The organism is Methylobacterium sp. SD274, from assembly GCF_017355285.1.
GTDB lineage: Bacteria > Pseudomonadota > Alphaproteobacteria > Rhizobiales > Beijerinckiaceae > Methylobacterium.
In genome coordinates this window covers 15,210-31,325 of sequence record NZ_JADIJP010000006.1, presented here as the reverse complement: position 1 = coordinate 31,325, position 16,116 = coordinate 15,210, and the positions used below count along the sequence as shown (strand labels likewise).

The window sequence follows — 16,116 nt, the reverse complement described above, 5'->3', positions numbered from 1 at the left end:
GCCGCCGAGCGGCCGCATCCGGTCATGGCAGACGTCCTTACGGCAATCGCGCCGATGCGGAACATCGATCGCTTCGAAGGGCACGCACATCCTTCGCCGACATGTCGAACCGCCGCCTGAACGCCTTGCTGAAAGTGGGCGCATCGGTGAAGCCACAGGCATGCATGAGGGTTTTTATGGATGAGCAATCGTTGGCCGGTGATTCGAGCCAGCGACGGACGCGATCCAGGCGGGCATCGCGGATCTCGGCGGCGATACCCTCGACCTCCGCAAACGCGCGGTAGAGTTTGGACCGGGAGACGTTGAGCGCCGCGGCCATGGCCTCGGGCCCATACGATGGGTCATGCGAATAACGTTCGATATGCACGCGCGCGAGCGATCTCAGCACGTCGGAAGACGCTTGTCCCTCACTGTCCTCGTCGCGATCTCTCACGAGCGCACGGACGATGTGGAGAGCACCCTTGACCGCAAGTCCCGCCTCGGCGTCCGACATGCCCGTCGCGGATTGCGCGACACTGTGCATGTACGTCATCAGTAATTCCGTCGACGGGCTCGCCCGGATACGGCGGCCGACCAAGCCATCGGCGCTTCCGACCTGTGCTTCGAACTCCAACCGGGGGACGCTGAAGCGTAACTCCCGATACGGCGTCAGAGCGCCAACGGCGAAAGGGCGGTCGAGCCTGATGAAACCGATATCACCGACACCCACGATGTGACCGCAGCTTCCCTGTTCGAGATAACCGTGTCCCGAGAGGAAGAAGCTGACGACGATGTCGTCACGGCCGGCTTGCCGAATATGGCGAAGATCGCCCTCGACGCTCACTGGACTGCTTTCCGTCAGAAGCAAGGTCGTGTGCGAGGACACAACGGCCAGACGGCTCGCCGAGAACGTTCCGTGGGGATCTAACCGGCCGACTCTGCCGAGATTTTTCAGCGCGGTATTCCGCCAGAAATCGAAAGTGCGCGAAGGCTCGATGTTTTCGGTCGTTTCAACCAGCGTCAGTACTTTCGAGGGGGTAGGCACCGGGGAACTCCTGGGAACGTCCGATTCGATCCGCGACCTACGACACACGTAGAATCGGTCGGGCGGATGCCGGTTCTCGAATGCTGCGCGCGCAGTCGATTGCGTGACAACGATGCGGTCGCACAACCCTTGATGGCGCAATTGGTTTCCGTCTGGCGCATCGGCATATGACGACGCAAGCAGTAATTCGCAGGCCGTTCGAACCATGCTGGCAGGAATCGTGAGCGATACGCCAGGGGTATTCTGAATTACCGTATTTTGGGACGGAGAGACAATTTCCGTGGATTGACCCGTGGCGTTGGAGGCTTGTATTGCGGAGGAAGCGATTTGCTAACTTGTCTGAAAAGACGAGGCTATAGCACGTGTTGATTTATATAATTTAGTATTCATGCTCTCAATTGAGAATTTATATGATACAAAATATGATGTGAAATATCATATTTATGTATTCAAGTGGCGTTTTTATGTGCGGGTATCTTTCTGTTGCCTTCTATCAATTGAGAATTTGGAGGCTAATATGTGAAGATTGATATAATATATGATAAATGCGAACAAATTTATTGTGATGAGCATATAATAGCTGACATGCGGTGGGTGGTATATTGTAATCTCACCGCCTGTTGTGTCAAATCGCATTTCATTGCTAATTTATTCGTTGGTGCGGCTTGGGCTGGAAAGTCTATTCGTTCGCCAATCTGAATTGCGGTCAAGCGAACTGGTGCGATAGCAATCGCGTTTTCGCTATAGTCGAAGGTGAATTCATGCCTAGTTTTAGGTAAATTAGTAAAAAGCTGAAGCAAATAAGGCCGCTGAATGGTTCCGTTAAAGAACCTGCGCGCGTGCAATTTTATTACTTTCAATCTTTTGGTGCAACAATAACGTAGAATCCACGTAGTTATATCCTAACTAAAGTAAAATATGGAATCTCTTGGTTATTCGGAATGGTTTTACATCACAACTAAGTCTTGAAGAATATTTACTCGCATTATTGCTATTCGAAATCGTGACACTAGCGACCGCGCATGGTTGACTCGCACATGATGTCGTGAATCTATTTATATTTATTCTTTGCGTTCAGTTCGAGGCAGGCGGATTGGTATGTTTGCACCGGTATGCCGGGGCAATGTTCCGGGAACTTGCTTTTGTTAATCCGGTTGTTCGCATGGGAATACATTGAATTTTACAGACATTTAACAAAAAATGTCGTAACGGCTTGGTGTGGCCGCTGAAAGCTGAGTTTCAGGGCTCATTCCGATGAGCGCGCCAACCAGTACCAGTTGTTCAAGGGGCTGAATCGTGGAACGGACAATCGTCGCATTCGTCAAACCGCTTGCTTTAGCGTTAATTTGTTTCGTATCGATATTATATATATATCGAAGAATGTTGGGGCTGCATTGGTCATCAGCCTCGTGCCATTGCTATTGGGCTGGCTCGGTATCATGGAGACTTTTGCCTACGCGATTGCGGCGGTTGTATTCCTGGCCGCGGTCACGTGGGCGGCAACACCGGTATCGGTCAAAGGTATCCTGGCCGAGCATTCGGAGCGGGCGATCACGGATATCCAGCAGGAAATAAAGGTGCGCTAGGGCCTAAAGGCTTTAACGGGCGATCAGGCACAAACTGATCCAGGTCGAGCAGAGCAAGGGCCGTCAGTGCCACTTCACCCCGCTCGACCTTTGTCCGTCCATGCTTCGTTTGTCGTTGTTCTGTATAACCAACTGTAATGCTGAAAAATGCCGGTCGGTGCAGCGCCGTCTCGCTTCGAGGGCGGCCCGCGCGATCTCGTCCGCTATGACGTCCCGAGCGCGGCATCCAGCCGGAGCCCGAGGGGCGCAAGGGGGCAATGTTCATTCGTCCTTGCCTGGCCACCCAATCGAGGCCTGGCGGACGATACGGTAACCCGTCGCGAATCCTCGTTCTCCGGCATCGGGTGCCTGTCTCAGGTCTACCGCTCGATTGCTCCCCTACGACGCTGGAGACCACCTGTCAGAGCATCGAAACTGCGTCTTACCGGACACACTCTCAGCCTGCCGCGACACGCCGGACCGCCTTCACCGCGCCGTAGGGAAACGGGCCATACCTTCGCCACATCGCGCGGCTTCAGCGGGTGAGCCGGCAGAATTTAAGCGCGTGTTCACCGCGACGCGGGATTGTGCAGGCACGCGTCGTCTTTCCCGCATCCGAAGCGCTTCGAGGCGCGACGGCGGGTGGGACGATCAATAGCAGCGGACGGGAGCGTGCCTTGGGGGCATGGCGATCCCGAGGGGAGAGGGGCAATGACGTTTGTAGTGCCGCGCGCGAAGGCGGGTCTGATCGGGGCCGTGGCGATGGCGGCGGCTTTGGCCGGGTGCGAGACCTATGGCGGTGGCGGGGCAGCGGCGACGCGCCAGTTCGCCGTGGTCGAAACCGATTCCACCGGTGCCACCAACGTCAATATCGCCTCCCTCACCGAGGTGATCCAGCGCAATCCCAACGATGCCGGTGCCTATGTCACCCGCGGCGCGGCCTATGCCCGTTCGGGCCAGTTCAACGACGCCATCGGTGACTTCTCGAAAGCCGTCCAGATCGATCCGAATTCGGCCTCGGCCTATAACAACCGTGCCCTCGCCTACCGCCAGACCGGACGCAACGACGCGGCATTGGCCGATTTCTCGAAGGCGATTTCCGCCGATCCGAGCTACGGCCCGGCCTATATCGGCCGCGCCAACGTTCTGCGCGCCCAGGGCGATCTCGACGGCGCCACCTCCGACCTCAACCAGGCGATCCGCCTGACGCCGGAATCGGCCGAGGCCTACCATGCGCGCGGCCTCGTCCGTCAGCGCCAGGGCCAGAACACCCAGGCCATCGGCGATTTCGACGCCGCCATCGACCGCAATCCCTTCGTCGCCGCGCCCTACGCCGCGCGCGGCCAGAGCCTCATCGCCACGAACCAGTTCGACAAGGCGATCGAGGATTACAACGCGGCCCTCAACGTCAACAACAAGGACGCCACCTCCTGGGCCTATCGTGGTCTCGCTTACGAGAAGTCGAACCGCAAGAAGGAGGCGATGGAGAGCTACCAGCGGGCCGCTCAGCTCGAGCCCGGCAATCCCGTGGCCAAGCAGGGTCTCGGACGTGTGCAGGGCGGCGTAGGCACCCTCTTCAACTGAAGCCCGCACGATGCGCGGAGGATTCTCGAACGGCATCGCCGCCTTGGCGATGCTCACCCTGTCGTCGGGCGGAGTCGCCCTCGCCCAGACGGATACGGGCCGTCAGGCCTCGTCCGACCTGGCGACGATCGAGCGTTGCGTCGGGTCCGCCAAGGACGACGGCGCGCGCCTGTCCTGTATCGGGCGTGTCTCCCAACCCTGCATCGATGCGCCGGACGGTTCGGGCTCGTCCACCATGGGCATGAACGGGTGCTACGCCCGCGAGATCGCGGCCTGGGATACGCTCCTCAACCGCACCTACAAGGATTTGGGCGCGGCGATGAGCGAGAGCGCCAACCTCTCCCTGCGCGACGCTCAGCGGGCCTGGATCGCGTTCCGCGACAAGGCCTGCGAATGGCCGTCCCTCGTCTATCCGGGCGGCTCCATCATCGGCCCTCTCAGCGGCGAATGCCTGCAGATCCAGACCGGTCGGCGCGCCCTCGACCTCGACCGCATCAAGGCAGCGCTCACCGAGCGATAGGCGTCGGGTGGGGGCCTGAGGGGATGGATGGGGCCAGCGTGTCGAGGCCGCATCCGGCCCTTCATCGACCACGAGGAAGCTTGACGACTCGACGGTCAGGGTGTTTTCCTCGGAGCGGCTGATGCAGCCGGCCGCTCGCGCCCTCTTGGGTTTGGTGAATGCATCCTCCAAGAGGTCTGCCATCCCTTTTGCAGGGTCGGCCAGTCGGCAATGCGAGCACTGACGTTGCGGCCGATCCGGTAGGGATCAGCAAGATGACTTCCGTTGGCAGTGCAAAATCCATGGCAAAAGCCCTGGAAACGGCTATGCGAGCCAAGAACGTCGATATCTCACATGGCGAGTGTCTCGACATCGTCGCCCGTCAGCTCGGATGCAAGGACTGGAACGTTCTCACAGCCCGAGCCAAAAGCATGACTGCATCGGCGACACGTAAGGTGAAGGATCTCAAGGTCTGGGAGTTCAGGGCAGCGTACCCTGATGCTTACGACCATGGTGCGGATGCGGAAGCCGGAGCGCCGGGTGGATCGGCTGCTCTGATTCGGCTGATCCCAGAGATTTCCGCGGATCGCTACATAGATCTCACGAAGGCTATGGGCGGATACATGCAGACTGCTTCCGCACGGCCGTATCGTGGAAAGAGGGTCGCTGTCAGCGCTCAGCTTCGCAGCGAAGGTGTGAGCCATGGGGCAACGATTTTGGCGAGTGTTGGCGGCGCACCCGGTGAGACGTTCGCCTATGACAACCTGAAGAACCACCGTGACGGCTGGTTGTTCGGCGATAACCCTTGGACGTCCCGAAAGGTTGTGCTTGACGTCGATGATGATGCGGAGAGCCTATTCTTCGGCTTCTTCCTCAAGGGGGCGGGCGCAGTCTGGGCTGCCGATTTCTCCGTCGACATGGTCGATACGTCGATCCCGTTGACCGGTGAACGCATTGAGCGACGCGCTGTCGAGGCTGCCTGGCGGACGCCGACAAACCTCCGGTTTGCCGAGGCAACGGAACCCCTGGGAAGCACTGCATAGACGAACGAGACGGAGCCGGATCGAGGGCTGGCCCCCACAGGGCGCCCGCTTTCTCGAAGCGGACTTCCGCTCTCCTTCCGCTTCGGGTGGTCGTGGCGCAAACCCGATGCCGACTTTCGACCATCACGTCGTCCGTTCAGCCCGGCGGCAAGATCCGCCGGTACTGGATGAAGCCCGACCGGTCGGCGAGCGTCTCGTAGAGGGCGCGGGCCGGTGCGTTGTCTTCCATCGTCAGCCAGTGGACGCGGTCGGCCCTGGCGTGACGGGCCTCGACCATCACCGCCTCGATCAGGGCGCGGGCGATCCCCCTGCCCCGGGAGGACGGCGCCGTGAACAGGTCCTGCAGGTAGCAGTACGGTCCACGGGTCCAGGCCGAGGCGTGGAAGATGTAATGGACGAGCCCCACCAGGACGCCCTCATCCTCGGCCACGAGGGCATGGATGGGCACGAGGGGATCGTGGATCCGCGACCAGGTCAGGTCGCGGGTCTCCGGCGGGATCGAGGCGCGGTAGAAGTCGAGATAGCCCGACCACAACCCCTCCCAGGCCTCGCGCTCGTCGGGCCGGACGGCGCGGATCGCGAGGTCCGGCACGGCGGTCACGCTTCGAACCGCTCGGGGCGGCGATGCTCGCCGACGATGCGGCGGACGGTGCCGGTGGACGAACGGTAGACCACCGTCTCCGTCACGATCATGCCGGTCTTGAACCGCACGCCCTGCAGGAGCGCCCCGTCGGTGACGCCGGTCGCGGCCACGATCACGTCGCCGCGCGCCATGTCGGCGAGCTCGTATTTGCGGTTCGGATCGCTGATGCCCATCCGGGCCGCGCGCTCGCGCTTGTCGTGGCTGTCGAGGATCAGACGGCCCTGCATATGCCCGCCGATGCAGCGCAGGACACCGGCGGCGATGACGCCCTCGGGTGCCGCGCCGATGCCGAGATAGATGTCGGCGCCGGTCTCGTCCGGGCTCGTCGTGTGGATGATGCCCGCGATGTCGCCGTCCGAGATCAGGCGGATGCCGGCACCGGTCTCGCGCACGGCGGCGACCAGGCCCATATGGCGCGGCCTGTCGAGGATGATGGCGGTGATTTCGGAGGGGGCGCAGCCCTTGTGGCGGGCGAGCGCCGCGATGTTGTCGGCCGGGCTGGCATCGAGATCGACGAGGCCCTGGGGATAGCCGGGGCCGATGGCGATCTTCTGCATGTAAACGTCGGGCGCGGCGAGCAACGACCCGTGTTCTGCCAGGGCCATCACCGCGATGGCGCCGGGCATGTCCTTGGCGCAGAGGGTCGTCCCCTCCAGCGGATCGACGGCGATGTCGACCTTCGGCCCGGCCCCGGTGCCGAGTTGCTCTCCGATGTAGAGCATCGGCGCTTCGTCGCGCTCACCTTCGCCGATGACCACCGTGCCGTTGATCGGCAGGAGGTTGAGCTCGCGCCGCATGGCGTCGACGGCGGCCTGGTCGGCCTCCTTCTCGCGTCCCTGGCCGCGAAGCCGGGCGGCGGCGATGGCGGCGCGCTCGGTCACGCGCGCCAGTTCGAGGCTCAGGGTGCGGGTGACCGGATGTCCCGTCTGCCCAATCGTTTCGTCCGCCATCCTGGTCCCGTCCCTTGTCGTGTCTGGGCCGCGATGGGCGGCCTTCTTATTCGCGTTCGATCCTGATCAATTGCGGCGCTTCGGCAAGGAGTCCATCCGCCGCGATGGCGTCGAGCGCCGCGCGGATGGTGCCTTCCGTGGCCGCGTAGGTGATCAACACCAGGGGCACCGGCTGGCCGGAGCGGCCATGCGGGTCCTTGGTGGCGGCGCTCTCCGAGCGTCGCTGCAGGATGCTTTCGATGGAGATGTCGCGCTCGGCCATCCGCGTGGCGACACCCGCCGCGACGCCGGGCCGGTCATGCACGGTGAGACGGATGTAATAGCCGCCCTCGTGCCGCTGCATCGCTACCCGCTCGGACGGCGCGAGGCTCATGGCGGGGCGTCCGAAGGTCGGCCGCGCGACGCCGGCCGCGATGTCGGCGATGTCCGCCACCACCGCGGAAGCGGTCGCCTCGCCGCCCGCTCCGGGGCCGATCAGCGTCAGCTCGCCCACCGCATCCGCATCGATAGTCACGGCGTTGGTGACACCCATCACCTGGGCGATGGCGGAGGATTTCGGCACCATGGTCGGGTGGACGCGCTGCTCGATGCCGCCCTCGGCCACCTGCGCGACGCCGAGCAGCTTGATCCGGTAGCCGAGCTCCTCGGCCATGGTGAGATCGAGGGGCTGGATCGCCGAGATGCCCTCCACCGAGACGCCCTCGGCGTCGATCTCCACGCCGAAGGCGAGGCTGACGAGAATGGCGAGCTTATGGGCGGTGTCGAACCCCTCGACGTCGAAGGTCGGATCGGCCTCGGCATAGCCGAGAGCCTGCGCATCCTTGAGGCAGGCCTCGAAGGTCAGGCCCTCCCGCTCCATCCGGGTGAGGATGTAGTTGCAGGTGCCGTTCATGATTCCGTAGACACGCGACACGGCATTGCCGGTGAGCCCCTCGCGCAGGGCCTTGATGACGGGGATGCCGCCGGCGACGGAAGCCTCGTAGGCGAGGGTCACGCCCTTCGCCTCGGCGGCTTTCGACAGGGCCGCGCCGTGATGGGCCAGCAGCGCTTTGTTGGCCGTGACCACGTGCTTGCCGGCCGCGATGGCGGCCTCCACCGTCGCCTTGGCCGGGCCTTCCGAGCCGCCGATGAGCTCCACCACGCAATCGACCTCGCCCGAGGAGGCCAAGGCGACGGGATCGTCGAACCAGGTCACGCCGGAGAGATCGAGGCCGCGGTCGCGGGTCTTGTCGCGCGAGGAGACGGCGGTGACGCGCACCTCGCGCCCCGTGGCTGCAGCGATGGCTTCGGCACGGCGAGCCACCATCCGGACGACGGAAGCGCCGACGGTGCCGAGACCGGCGACGCCGAGGCGGAGGCTCTGTGACATGGACGCGATCCGTATTTGACTTCGCTCGGCCGAGCGCGGGCAACCCGTCGTTCGAGCCTGTGCGTGACACCGCTCCTTCGAACGGCCGGCTCTTCTGCAACGAATCCCTGTGGGGTGCAAGAAAACCTGTGGCTCCTCGCGACGCGGCGTCGAGCGGGCCGATCGGAGAACGACGGAGCCCTCCTCCTCAGGGCGTGGAACGCCGATCGTTCACCTTCGCCTCGAAGCGCCACGCCGTGGCGACGAGGCCGTACAGGACGGCGGCGTTGAGGCAATGCCAGAGGAAATGGGTGCCGATCGGCAGGCTCGGGCAGAGGGCGGCGTCCAGGGTGCGGAAGGTCAGGGAGAGGGCGAACAGCGCGGCGATGGCGAGGAGCGAGAGGCCGGCGCGGCTCCGTGCCGGGCCGAGGGAGCATGTCTGGGGCATCAGCAAGCCGACGGCGACGCCGACGAGGGTCAGGATGGCGGGGGCGTAGGCGATGGAGCCGTTGCTCAAGCGGTCGACGGATTGGCCCGTGAGCGCGTCGAGGGCCGGTTCCAGCCCGGCAGCCAAGCCGGCAAAGCCGAGGGTCGCCAGGATCGCCGGAACGAGGGTGAGCCCGAGGAGCCGTCGAACGGCGAGAAAGAAATAGGCGTAGATGAAGAGGGCAATGGGGATGACGTCGGCGAGCATCGCCCAGCGGACGGCGACGGTGTGGAACAGGAACGACCCGATGCCGACGAGGGCGACGAGCCCGGCCAGCGCCGTCGCCGCCCGGTCTCGTCTCGGGCCGGAGCCGGCGAGGCGAAAAGCCAGGAACGCTGCAACGAGGAAGGCGGCGTTGGAGGCGGCGTTCAGCGGCTCGGCCCAGAAGCCCGCATCCCCGCGCTCGCAATAGGCCCGGATCGGTGCGAACCAGCCGTCGGACATCCTATCTTCCTCGTGTGCGCATACCTTGCCAGCCCGACGCGAAGGCCCGATGACGGGCGGCCCTCTCCGACCGGATCTCAGAGCCCATGCGGATCGCCACCTGGAACGTCAATTCGATCAAGCAGCGGGTCGGCCATCTCGTCGGCTTCCTCGACGAGGCCAAGCCCGACGTGGTCTGCCTGCAGGAGCTGAAATGCCAGGACGAGGGCTTTCCCCGCGCCGAGATCGAGGCGGCGGGCTACGCCGTCGAGACGCTGGGGCAGAAGGCGTATAACGGCGTGGCGCTGCTGGTGCGGGCGCCGCACACCATGAGCGAGATCCGCCGTGGCCTGCCCGGCGACGAGACCGACGAACAATCCCGCTACATCGAGGCGCTGATCTCGGGGGAGGATGTGGCCCCCGTCCGGGTGGCCTCGATCTATCTGCCCAACGGCAATCCGACGCCGGGACCGAAATACACCTACAAGCTCGGCTTCATGGAGCGGCTGCGGCTGCATGCGCGCGCGCTCCTGGCCGACGAGCAGGCCCTGGTGCTGGCGGGCGATTACAACGTGATCCCCGAGCCCGAGGATGCGGCGGACGCGAGCGCCTGGGTGAACGACGCGCTGTTCCTGCCCGAGACCCGTTCCGCCTTCCGCGCCCTCCTCGCCGAGGGATTCACCGAGGCCCTGCGCGCCTGCGACCCTCGGCCGGTCCTCTACACGTTCTGGGATTACCAGGCCGGCTGCTGGCAGCGGAACCAGGGTATCCGCATCGACCACCTTCTCCTCTCGCCCCAGGCCGCCGACCGTCTGGTCTCGGCTTCCGTGCAGAAGCATCTGCGCGGCCTGGAAAAGCCCTCCGACCACGTGCCGGTGACGATCGAGCTGCGACCGCGCTGATCCGAGGCCCGAGTTCGAGGGCTGAGCTAGCGACGTTCCGGGCGCGACTGCCCCGGGTAAAGGAATGTTCTCTCATCGGACCCGTTCGGAGACGATCCTCCGTCACCGGGCGGTCATGCACATGCCGTAACGGCCCTGGAATCGATCACGCCAACCAGCGACGTGAGACCGTTCATGACGCGCGCAGCACGGGCCATCCGCCGCGAGACGAATCTGGGTCTCACTCAGGCCGTCCATCGCAACAGGGCCTTCTCGAAGGCGGGAGTGTCGGAACGCCTGTTCACGGCGGCCTTCAGCGGGCTGGTCTATCCGCAGATCTGGGAAGACCCGGTGGTGGACATGGCGGCGCTCCGGCTGCGGCCGGAGGACCACGTCGTCACCATCGCCTCGGGGGGCTGCAACGCGCTCTCCTACCTCACGGCCAACCCGGCACGGATCAGCGCCGTCGACCTCAACGGCGCGCATGTGGCCCTGGGGAGGCTGAAACTCGCCGCCCTCCGGCACCTGCCCGACCATGCCGCGTTCTTCGGCTTCTTCGGCCGCCCCGCCCGGCCCGAGAACGTGGCCGCCTATGACGAGAACATCCGGCCCCATCTCGATGCCACATCCCGGGCCTATTGGGAGACGCGGCGCCTCGATGGCGGGCGTCGCATCTCGGCCTTCGAGCGAGGCTTCTACCGCTACGGCCTGCTCGGGCGTTTCATCGGCGCGGGCCATTGGCTGGCCCGCCGCTACGGCTGCGATCTCGGTGCCGTTCTGAAGGCGCGGGACCTCGCCGAACAGCGGACGATCTTCGAGAAGGAACTGGCCCCGCTCTTCGAGAAGGCCTTCATCCGCTGGCTCATCCGCCAGCCGGCCTCGCTCTACGGCCTCGGCATCCCGCCCGCGCAATACGTGGCTCTGGCGGGCGATGGCCCCGGCGGGATGGCGGCCGTCTTGCGCCATCGCCTGGAGCGGCTCGCCTGCGGCTTCCCGATCCAGTCCAACTACTTCGCCTGGCAAGCCTTCGGCCGCGCCTACGACACCGCGCCCGACGCATCGCTGCCGCCCTATCTCCAGGCCGGGAACCACGCGGCTCTACGCGAGCGCGCCGGCCGCCTCGACTTCCGCCAGCAATCGATGACCGAATTCCTGCGGGAGAGCCCGGCCGCCAGCGTCGATGCCGTCATCCTTCTCGACGCGCAGGATTGGATGACGGATGCCGACCTCACCGACCTGTGGACCCAGATCACCCGCGCGGCTCGGCCTGGCGCCCGCGTGATCTTCCGGACGGCGGCGGACGAGCGACGGCTGCCCGGCCGGGTGCCGGATTCCATCCTCGGCGCCTGGGACTATGCCGAGGAGGAGAGCCGTCGACTCGGCGAGCAGGACCGGTCGTCGATCTATGGGGCGTTCCACCTCTACCGTCTGGCCTCTTCATGAGCGAGGCGGCGCGGCTGATGGACCGGATGTACCGCTACCAGCGGCACATCTACGATGCGAGCCGGAAGTTCTACCTCCTCGGCCGAGACGGCATGGTCGCGGATCTCCGGCTTCCCGCCGGGGGGAGCGTGCTGGAGATCGGGTGCGGCACCGGGCGCAACCTCGTGCGCATCGCGCGAACCTATCCGGACGCCCGATGCTTCGGCCTGGATGTCTCGACCGAGATGCTCGCGACAGCGGGGCGCGCCACCGCCCGCGCGGGCCTCGCCCACCGCATTCGCCTCGCCCGGGGCGATGCCACGGCCTTCGATCCGGCTGCCCTGTTCGGGGAGGCGGTCTTCGACCGGATCGTGATCTCCTACGCCCTGTCGATGATTCCGCCCTGGCGGGCCGTCCTCGCCGAGGCGGCCGGCCACCTCGCTCCGGACGGCTCCTTGCACATCGTCGATTTCGGAGATCAGGTCGGTCTGCCGCGGCCGGCGAGGTGGCTGCTCAACCGATGGCTCGCCGGGTTCCACGTGACCCCGAGACAGGGGCTCGCCGACGCCCTCGCCGATGTGGCGCGCCTTTCCCGGCGGCGGGCACGCGTGGCGCAGCGTTTCGGCGGCTATGCCGTGCATGGGGTGATCGAACGGGATCCGGGCCCTATCTGAGGTCACCCGAGGCACGGGCCATCGCGGCCCGCCTCACCCTCCCCGATCCAACAGGCCTTCCCTTCGCATGATTCTCTACGGCACGAGCTATTCGCCTTTCGTCCGCAAGATTCTCGTCACCCTCGCCGAGAAGAACATCACGCTCGAGCACGTTCCGGTGTTCTTCCACGCGCCGGACGAGGCGTTCCAGGCCTGCAGCCCTGTCGGTAAGATCCCGGCATTCGAGGATGACGGCTTTCGGCTGGCCGATTCTTCGGCGATCTCGGCCTATATCGAGGCCAAGTATCCGAGTCCTGTCCTGTGGCCACAGGCGCCGAAGGACCGCGCGCGCGCCGTCTGGTTCGACAAGTTCGGCGATACAGAGTTGTTCGCGGTGTTGATCAAGCCCTTCGCCGAGCGTGTCGTGAAGCCTGTCCTGATGGGTAAGCCCGGCGACGAGGCCGCGGCGGTGAAGGCGGTAACGGACGAGTTCCCGAAGCTCTACGATTACCTGGAGAGCCAGATCGACGGCCCGTATCTCGTGGGCGACGCGTTCAGCATCGCCGACATCTCGGTGGCGACGACCTTCCACAATCTGCGTCTCGCCAAGGAGCCGGTCGATGCCGGCCGCTGGCCGAAGCTCGCCGCCTATATCGACGCGATGCTGTCGCGTCCGTCCTTCGTCACGGCGATCGCGGCGCGGACGAAATGAGCCTGCCGGGAGCCGGCCATTGCGCCCTTCCCGGATCGCCTAGAGCGCTCTCCGCCGAAGTAGGTGCCGGTTCGGCGAAAAAGAGCGCGGCAAAACAAAGGCCTGGTGATGTGCCCCGACCCAACGTGGTCGGGTGCAGATCTAGCGACGGCGCCGGGACGATCCGGTGACCTGCGACTGAGCCTGGAGGGCCTGGGCCTGAGCCTGGGCCTTCTCTTCTTCCGAGGCGGTGGCCCATGCCTTGTCGGATAGGGTGACGATCCAGTCGTCCTTGCGCCCTTGGGCCGATTCCCGCGCCAGCGACAGCCACATCAAGCCACGGGCCCGCTGTGCCGGAACGCCCTGCCCGTTCATCAGAAGGTTGCCCAGCAGGGCCTGGGCCGGAGCATGGCCCTTCTCGGCCGCGAGATTGAACCAGCGCGCGGCCTGACGCGGGTCGGCATCCACACCGGTCCCCTCGAGGTAGAGGCGCGCGAGATTGTATTGGGCGTTCGGGTCGCCGAAATACGACGCCGCGTAGTTGAACATGTCGTAGGCCCGCTCCGGGTTCGGGCGCACGTAGGTGCCCTTGATCCCGTCGAGGAAATACGTGCCGAGCGCCGTGAAGGCGCTGGCGACGACGCCTGAATTCTGGGTGTCCGGCCCGTCATCGGTGTTGTCGTCGGCGATGCGCGAGAAGAACTCGAAAGCCTTCAGGTCGTCATGGGGCACGCCGTCGCCCTCGGCATACATCCGGCCGAGCTTCCACAAGGCAAGGGCGTGGCCCTGGCCGGCGGCGTATTCGAGGGCGCGGGCGGCCCCTTCCTTGTCGCCTGCATTGTAGTCACGGACGCCCGAGCGCAGGGCTTCGCGCGCCGTGCGGTAACCGCCCGTGGCAGGCACGGGTGTACGCGCGGCGGGATCCAGCGCCAGCGCCGAGGTGGCGCCGGCGAGGAGCAGCGCGAGGGCCGCTCCCATCCGCCTCACCCGACGTGCGGCGCGACCGGGATCGGCCCCTGCCGGCCGCACGGGCCGGCGAAGGTCAGTCCTAGACATCCGCATAGGTTTGAATCTCCTCGGCGCCCCCGGGATGGGTGACGGCGCCGTCCACTGCGGGACCGACGGTCTGCATGTATTTCCAGAGATAGCCGGAGGTCGCGGTGTTGGTCCGCGGCGTCCATTCCGCCCGCCGCGTGGCGAATTCCTCGTCGGTCACGGCCACGTCGAGCGTGCCCTTGATCGCATCGAGGGTGATCATGTCGCCATCGCGGATCAGGCCGATCGGCCCGCCCACGGCGGCTTCCGGGCCGACATGGCCGACGCAGAAACCGCGCGTCGCGCCGGAGAAGCGTCCGTCGGTGATAAGGGCGACCTTGTCGCCCATGCCCTGGCCGTAGAGCGCGGCGGTGGTCGAGAGCATCTCGCGCATGCCGGGGCCGCCCTTCGGGCCTTCGTAGCGGATGACGAGAACCTCGCCCTCCTTGTAGGTGCGCTTCTGGACCGCCTCGAAACAGGCCTCTTCGCCGTCGAACACGCGGGCCGGGCCGGTGAAGACCTGCTTGTCCTCCGACATGCCGGCGACCTTCACGATGGCGCCCTGCGGCGCGAGGTTGCCGCGCAGGCCGACGACGCCGCCGGTGACGGTGATGGGCGCGTTGGCGGGCCGGACGACGTCCTGATCCGGGTTCCAAGCGACCTTCTCCATGTTCTCGGCGATGGTGCGGCCGGTCACGGTCATGCAGTCGCCGTGGATGAAGCCGTGGTCGAGGAGCGTCTTGATCAGCAGCGGGATGCCGCCGACCTCGAACATGTCCTTGGCGACATAGCGCCCGCCCGGCTTCAGGTCGGCGATGTAGGGCGTGCGCTTGAAGATTTCGGCGACGTCGAACAGGTCGAACTTGATGCCGCATTCATGCGCGATCGCCGGCAGGTGCAGGGCCGCGTTGGTGGAGCCGCCGGAAGCCGCGACCGCGGCGGCAGCGTTCTCCAGGCTCTTGCGGGTGACGATGTCGCGCGGGCGGATGTTCTTGGCGATGAGCTCCATCACCTTCTCGCCTGCGGTCATGCAGAATCTGTCGCGGATTTCGTAAGGGGCCGGGGCGCCGGCCGAATACGGCAGCGCGAGGCCGATGGCCTCGGAGACCGTTGCCATGGTGTTGGCGGTGAACTGCGCGCCGCAAGCCCCGGCCGAGGGACAGGCGACCTGCTCCAGCTCGTCGAGATCGTCGAGGCTCATGTCGCCGACGGCGTGCTTGCCCACCGCCTCGAACAGGTCCTGCACCGTCACGGGCTTGCCGCGGAACGAGCCCGGCAGGATCGAGCCGCCATAGATGAAGATCGACGGCACGTTGAGGCGCACCATGGCCATCATCATGCCCGGCAGGGACTTGTCGCAGCCGGCAAGGCCCACGAGGGCGTCATAGGCATGGCCGCGCATGGTCAACTCGACCGAGTCGGCGATGACCTCGCGCGAAGGCAGAGAGGCGCGCATGCCGGCATGGCCCATGGCGATGCCGTCGGTGACCGTGATGGTGCAGAATTCGCGCGGCGTGCCGTTGGCGGCGGAGACGCCCTTCTTCACGGCCTGCGCCTGGCGCATCAGCGAGATGTTGCAAGGCGCCGCTTCGTTCCAGCACGAGGCTACGCCGACCAGCGGCTGGTGAATCTGTTCCTTGGTGAGACCCATCGCGTAGAGATACGACCGGTGCGGAGCCCGCTCGGGACCTTCCGTGACGTGACGGCTCGGAAGCTTCGACTTGTCTGTGGTACGCACGTCCATCGTCTCTCTCGGCCCCGTCTCAGCCGCTACAGGTGAAGCCCGGCTGTCGTTTCTCAACGCGATGACAGGCGACGCCGGCGAAGCGTCGTTCGACACCGTGAAGCGCAGTCTCGGAATTCAGCGG

At 65.2% G+C, this 16,116-nt stretch carries 15 protein-coding genes; 8 read left to right on the top strand and 7 right to left on the bottom strand.

Translation table 11 applies throughout. The features are described from left to right. Window positions 1-37 precede the first annotated feature (37 nt). Complete coding sequence (locus IPV08_RS25050; RefSeq protein ID WP_207411371.1) at window positions 38-1,024, bottom strand: helix-turn-helix domain-containing protein; 987 nt, start codon at window positions 1,022-1,024, stop codon at window positions 38-40. A 1,394-nt stretch (window positions 1,025-2,418) separates the two neighbouring features. On the opposite strand from IPV08_RS25050, the gene IPV08_RS07375 reads away from it, so the two are divergent. The 4 genes from IPV08_RS07375 (at window position 2,419) to IPV08_RS07360 (ending at window position 5,715) form a co-directional block, all read left to right on the top strand. Then, window positions 2,419-2,610 carry a hypothetical protein gene (locus tag IPV08_RS07375; RefSeq protein WP_210348270.1) on the top strand — a complete coding sequence of 64 codons (192 nt, stop codon included), beginning with the start codon at window positions 2,419-2,421 and terminating at the stop codon, window positions 2,608-2,610. Window positions 2,611-3,300: 690 nt separating this feature from the next. Then, complete coding sequence (locus IPV08_RS07370) at window positions 3,301-4,173, top strand: tetratricopeptide repeat protein (protein WP_056433639.1); 873 nt, start codon at window positions 3,301-3,303, stop codon at window positions 4,171-4,173. A gap of 10 nt (window positions 4,174-4,183) precedes the next feature. Beyond that, on the top strand, window positions 4,184-4,693 hold the full coding sequence (locus IPV08_RS07365) for a lysozyme inhibitor LprI family protein (RefSeq protein WP_207411370.1): 510 nt from the start codon (window positions 4,184-4,186) through the stop codon (window positions 4,691-4,693). A 254-nt stretch (window positions 4,694-4,947) separates the two neighbouring features. Continuing rightward, the gene (locus tag IPV08_RS07360) at window positions 4,948-5,715 is read left to right on the top strand and encodes a glyoxalase superfamily protein (protein ID WP_207411369.1); all 768 of its coding nucleotides are present in this window, start codon (window positions 4,948-4,950) and stop codon (window positions 5,713-5,715) included. A gap of 136 nt (window positions 5,716-5,851) precedes the next feature. On the opposite strand, the gene IPV08_RS07355 is transcribed toward IPV08_RS07360, so the two are convergent. The 4 genes from IPV08_RS07355 to IPV08_RS07340 all read right to left on the bottom strand — a co-directional run bounded on the left by IPV08_RS07355 (window position 5,852) and on the right by IPV08_RS07340 (window position 9,587). Next, window positions 5,852-6,307, bottom strand: coding sequence for a GNAT family N-acetyltransferase (locus tag IPV08_RS07355; protein ID WP_207411481.1), 456 nt, complete (start codon window positions 6,305-6,307; stop codon window positions 5,852-5,854). Between the two features lie 5 nt (window positions 6,308-6,312). Continuing rightward, window positions 6,313-7,308 carry a class II fructose-bisphosphatase gene (glpX, locus tag IPV08_RS07350; protein ID WP_056433649.1) on the bottom strand — a complete coding sequence of 332 codons (996 nt, stop codon included), beginning with the start codon at window positions 7,306-7,308 and terminating at the stop codon, window positions 6,313-6,315. Window positions 7,309-7,354: 46 nt separating this feature from the next. Then, window positions 7,355-8,677, bottom strand: coding sequence for a homoserine dehydrogenase (locus IPV08_RS07345; RefSeq protein ID WP_207411368.1), 1,323 nt, complete (start codon window positions 8,675-8,677; stop codon window positions 7,355-7,357). Between the two features lie 187 nt (window positions 8,678-8,864). Further along, window positions 8,865-9,587, bottom strand: coding sequence for a ceramidase domain-containing protein (locus tag IPV08_RS07340; RefSeq protein WP_207411367.1), 723 nt, complete (start codon window positions 9,585-9,587; stop codon window positions 8,865-8,867). 86 nt (window positions 9,588-9,673) lie between these two features. Between IPV08_RS07340 and xth the strand changes: the two genes are divergently transcribed. The 4 genes from xth to IPV08_RS07320 all read left to right on the top strand — a co-directional run bounded on the left by xth (window position 9,674) and on the right by IPV08_RS07320 (window position 13,234). After that, window positions 9,674-10,468 (top strand): exodeoxyribonuclease III, encoded by a 795-nt coding sequence (gene xth, locus IPV08_RS07335; protein ID WP_207411366.1) that lies wholly within the window; start codon window positions 9,674-9,676, stop codon window positions 10,466-10,468. 174 nt (window positions 10,469-10,642) lie between these two features. After that, a complete protein-coding gene (locus tag IPV08_RS07330; protein WP_207411365.1) occupies window positions 10,643-11,890 on the top strand; it encodes a DUF3419 family protein in 1,248 nt (415 codons plus the stop codon). After that, window positions 11,887-12,543: a class I SAM-dependent methyltransferase gene (locus IPV08_RS07325; protein WP_246747848.1), complete on the top strand. Its 657-nt coding sequence runs from the start codon at window positions 11,887-11,889 to the stop codon at window positions 12,541-12,543. Before IPV08_RS07330 ends, IPV08_RS07325 begins: the two co-directional genes overlap by 4 nt. A 67-nt stretch (window positions 12,544-12,610) precedes the next feature. Continuing rightward, complete coding sequence (locus IPV08_RS07320; RefSeq protein ID WP_207411364.1) at window positions 12,611-13,234, top strand: glutathione S-transferase family protein; 624 nt, start codon at window positions 12,611-12,613, stop codon at window positions 13,232-13,234. 141 nt (window positions 13,235-13,375) lie between these two features. Here the strand turns inward: IPV08_RS07320 and IPV08_RS07315 are convergent, their stop codons facing one another. Then, the gene (locus IPV08_RS07315) at window positions 13,376-14,275 is read right to left on the bottom strand and encodes a tetratricopeptide repeat protein (RefSeq protein WP_056433677.1); all 900 of its coding nucleotides are present in this window, start codon (window positions 14,273-14,275) and stop codon (window positions 13,376-13,378) included. Then, window positions 14,262-15,992, bottom strand: a complete 1,731-nt coding sequence (ilvD, locus tag IPV08_RS07310) for a dihydroxy-acid dehydratase (RefSeq protein WP_207411363.1) — start codon at window positions 15,990-15,992, stop codon at window positions 14,262-14,264. Before ilvD ends, IPV08_RS07315 begins: the two co-directional genes overlap by 14 nt. Between the last annotated feature and the right edge of the window lie 124 nt (window positions 15,993-16,116).

Bases quoted from the DNA above. Each gene is read 5' to 3' on its own strand.
- IPV08_RS07370 (WP_056433639.1), top strand. From the start codon at position 3,301: ATGACGTTTGTAGTGCCGCGCGCGAAGGCGGGTCTGATCGGGGCCGTG.
- IPV08_RS07365 (WP_207411370.1), top strand. From the start codon at position 4,184: ATGCGCGGAGGATTCTCGAACGGCATCGCCGCCTTGGCGATGCTCACC.
- IPV08_RS07360 (WP_207411369.1), top strand. From the start codon at position 4,948: ATGACTTCCGTTGGCAGTGCAAAATCCATGGCAAAAGCCCTGGAAACG.
- glpX (WP_056433649.1), bottom strand. From the start codon at position 7,308: ATGGCGGACGAAACGATTGGGCAGACGGGACATCCGGTCACCCGCACC.
- IPV08_RS07345 (WP_207411368.1), bottom strand. From the start codon at position 8,677: ATGTCACAGAGCCTCCGCCTCGGCGTCGCCGGTCTCGGCACCGTCGGC.
- IPV08_RS07340 (WP_207411367.1), bottom strand. From the start codon at position 9,587: ATGTCCGACGGCTGGTTCGCACCGATCCGGGCCTATTGCGAGCGCGGG.
- xth (WP_207411366.1), top strand. From the start codon at position 9,674: ATGCGGATCGCCACCTGGAACGTCAATTCGATCAAGCAGCGGGTCGGC.
- IPV08_RS07330 (WP_207411365.1), top strand. From the start codon at position 10,643: ATGACGCGCGCAGCACGGGCCATCCGCCGCGAGACGAATCTGGGTCTC.
- IPV08_RS07325 (WP_246747848.1), top strand. From the start codon at position 11,887: ATGAGCGAGGCGGCGCGGCTGATGGACCGGATGTACCGCTACCAGCGG.
- IPV08_RS07320 (WP_207411364.1), top strand. From the start codon at position 12,611: ATGATTCTCTACGGCACGAGCTATTCGCCTTTCGTCCGCAAGATTCTC.
- IPV08_RS07315 (WP_056433677.1), bottom strand. From the start codon at position 14,275: ATGCGGATGTCTAGGACTGACCTTCGCCGGCCCGTGCGGCCGGCAGGG.
- ilvD (WP_207411363.1), bottom strand. From the start codon at position 15,992: ATGGACGTGCGTACCACAGACAAGTCGAAGCTTCCGAGCCGTCACGTC.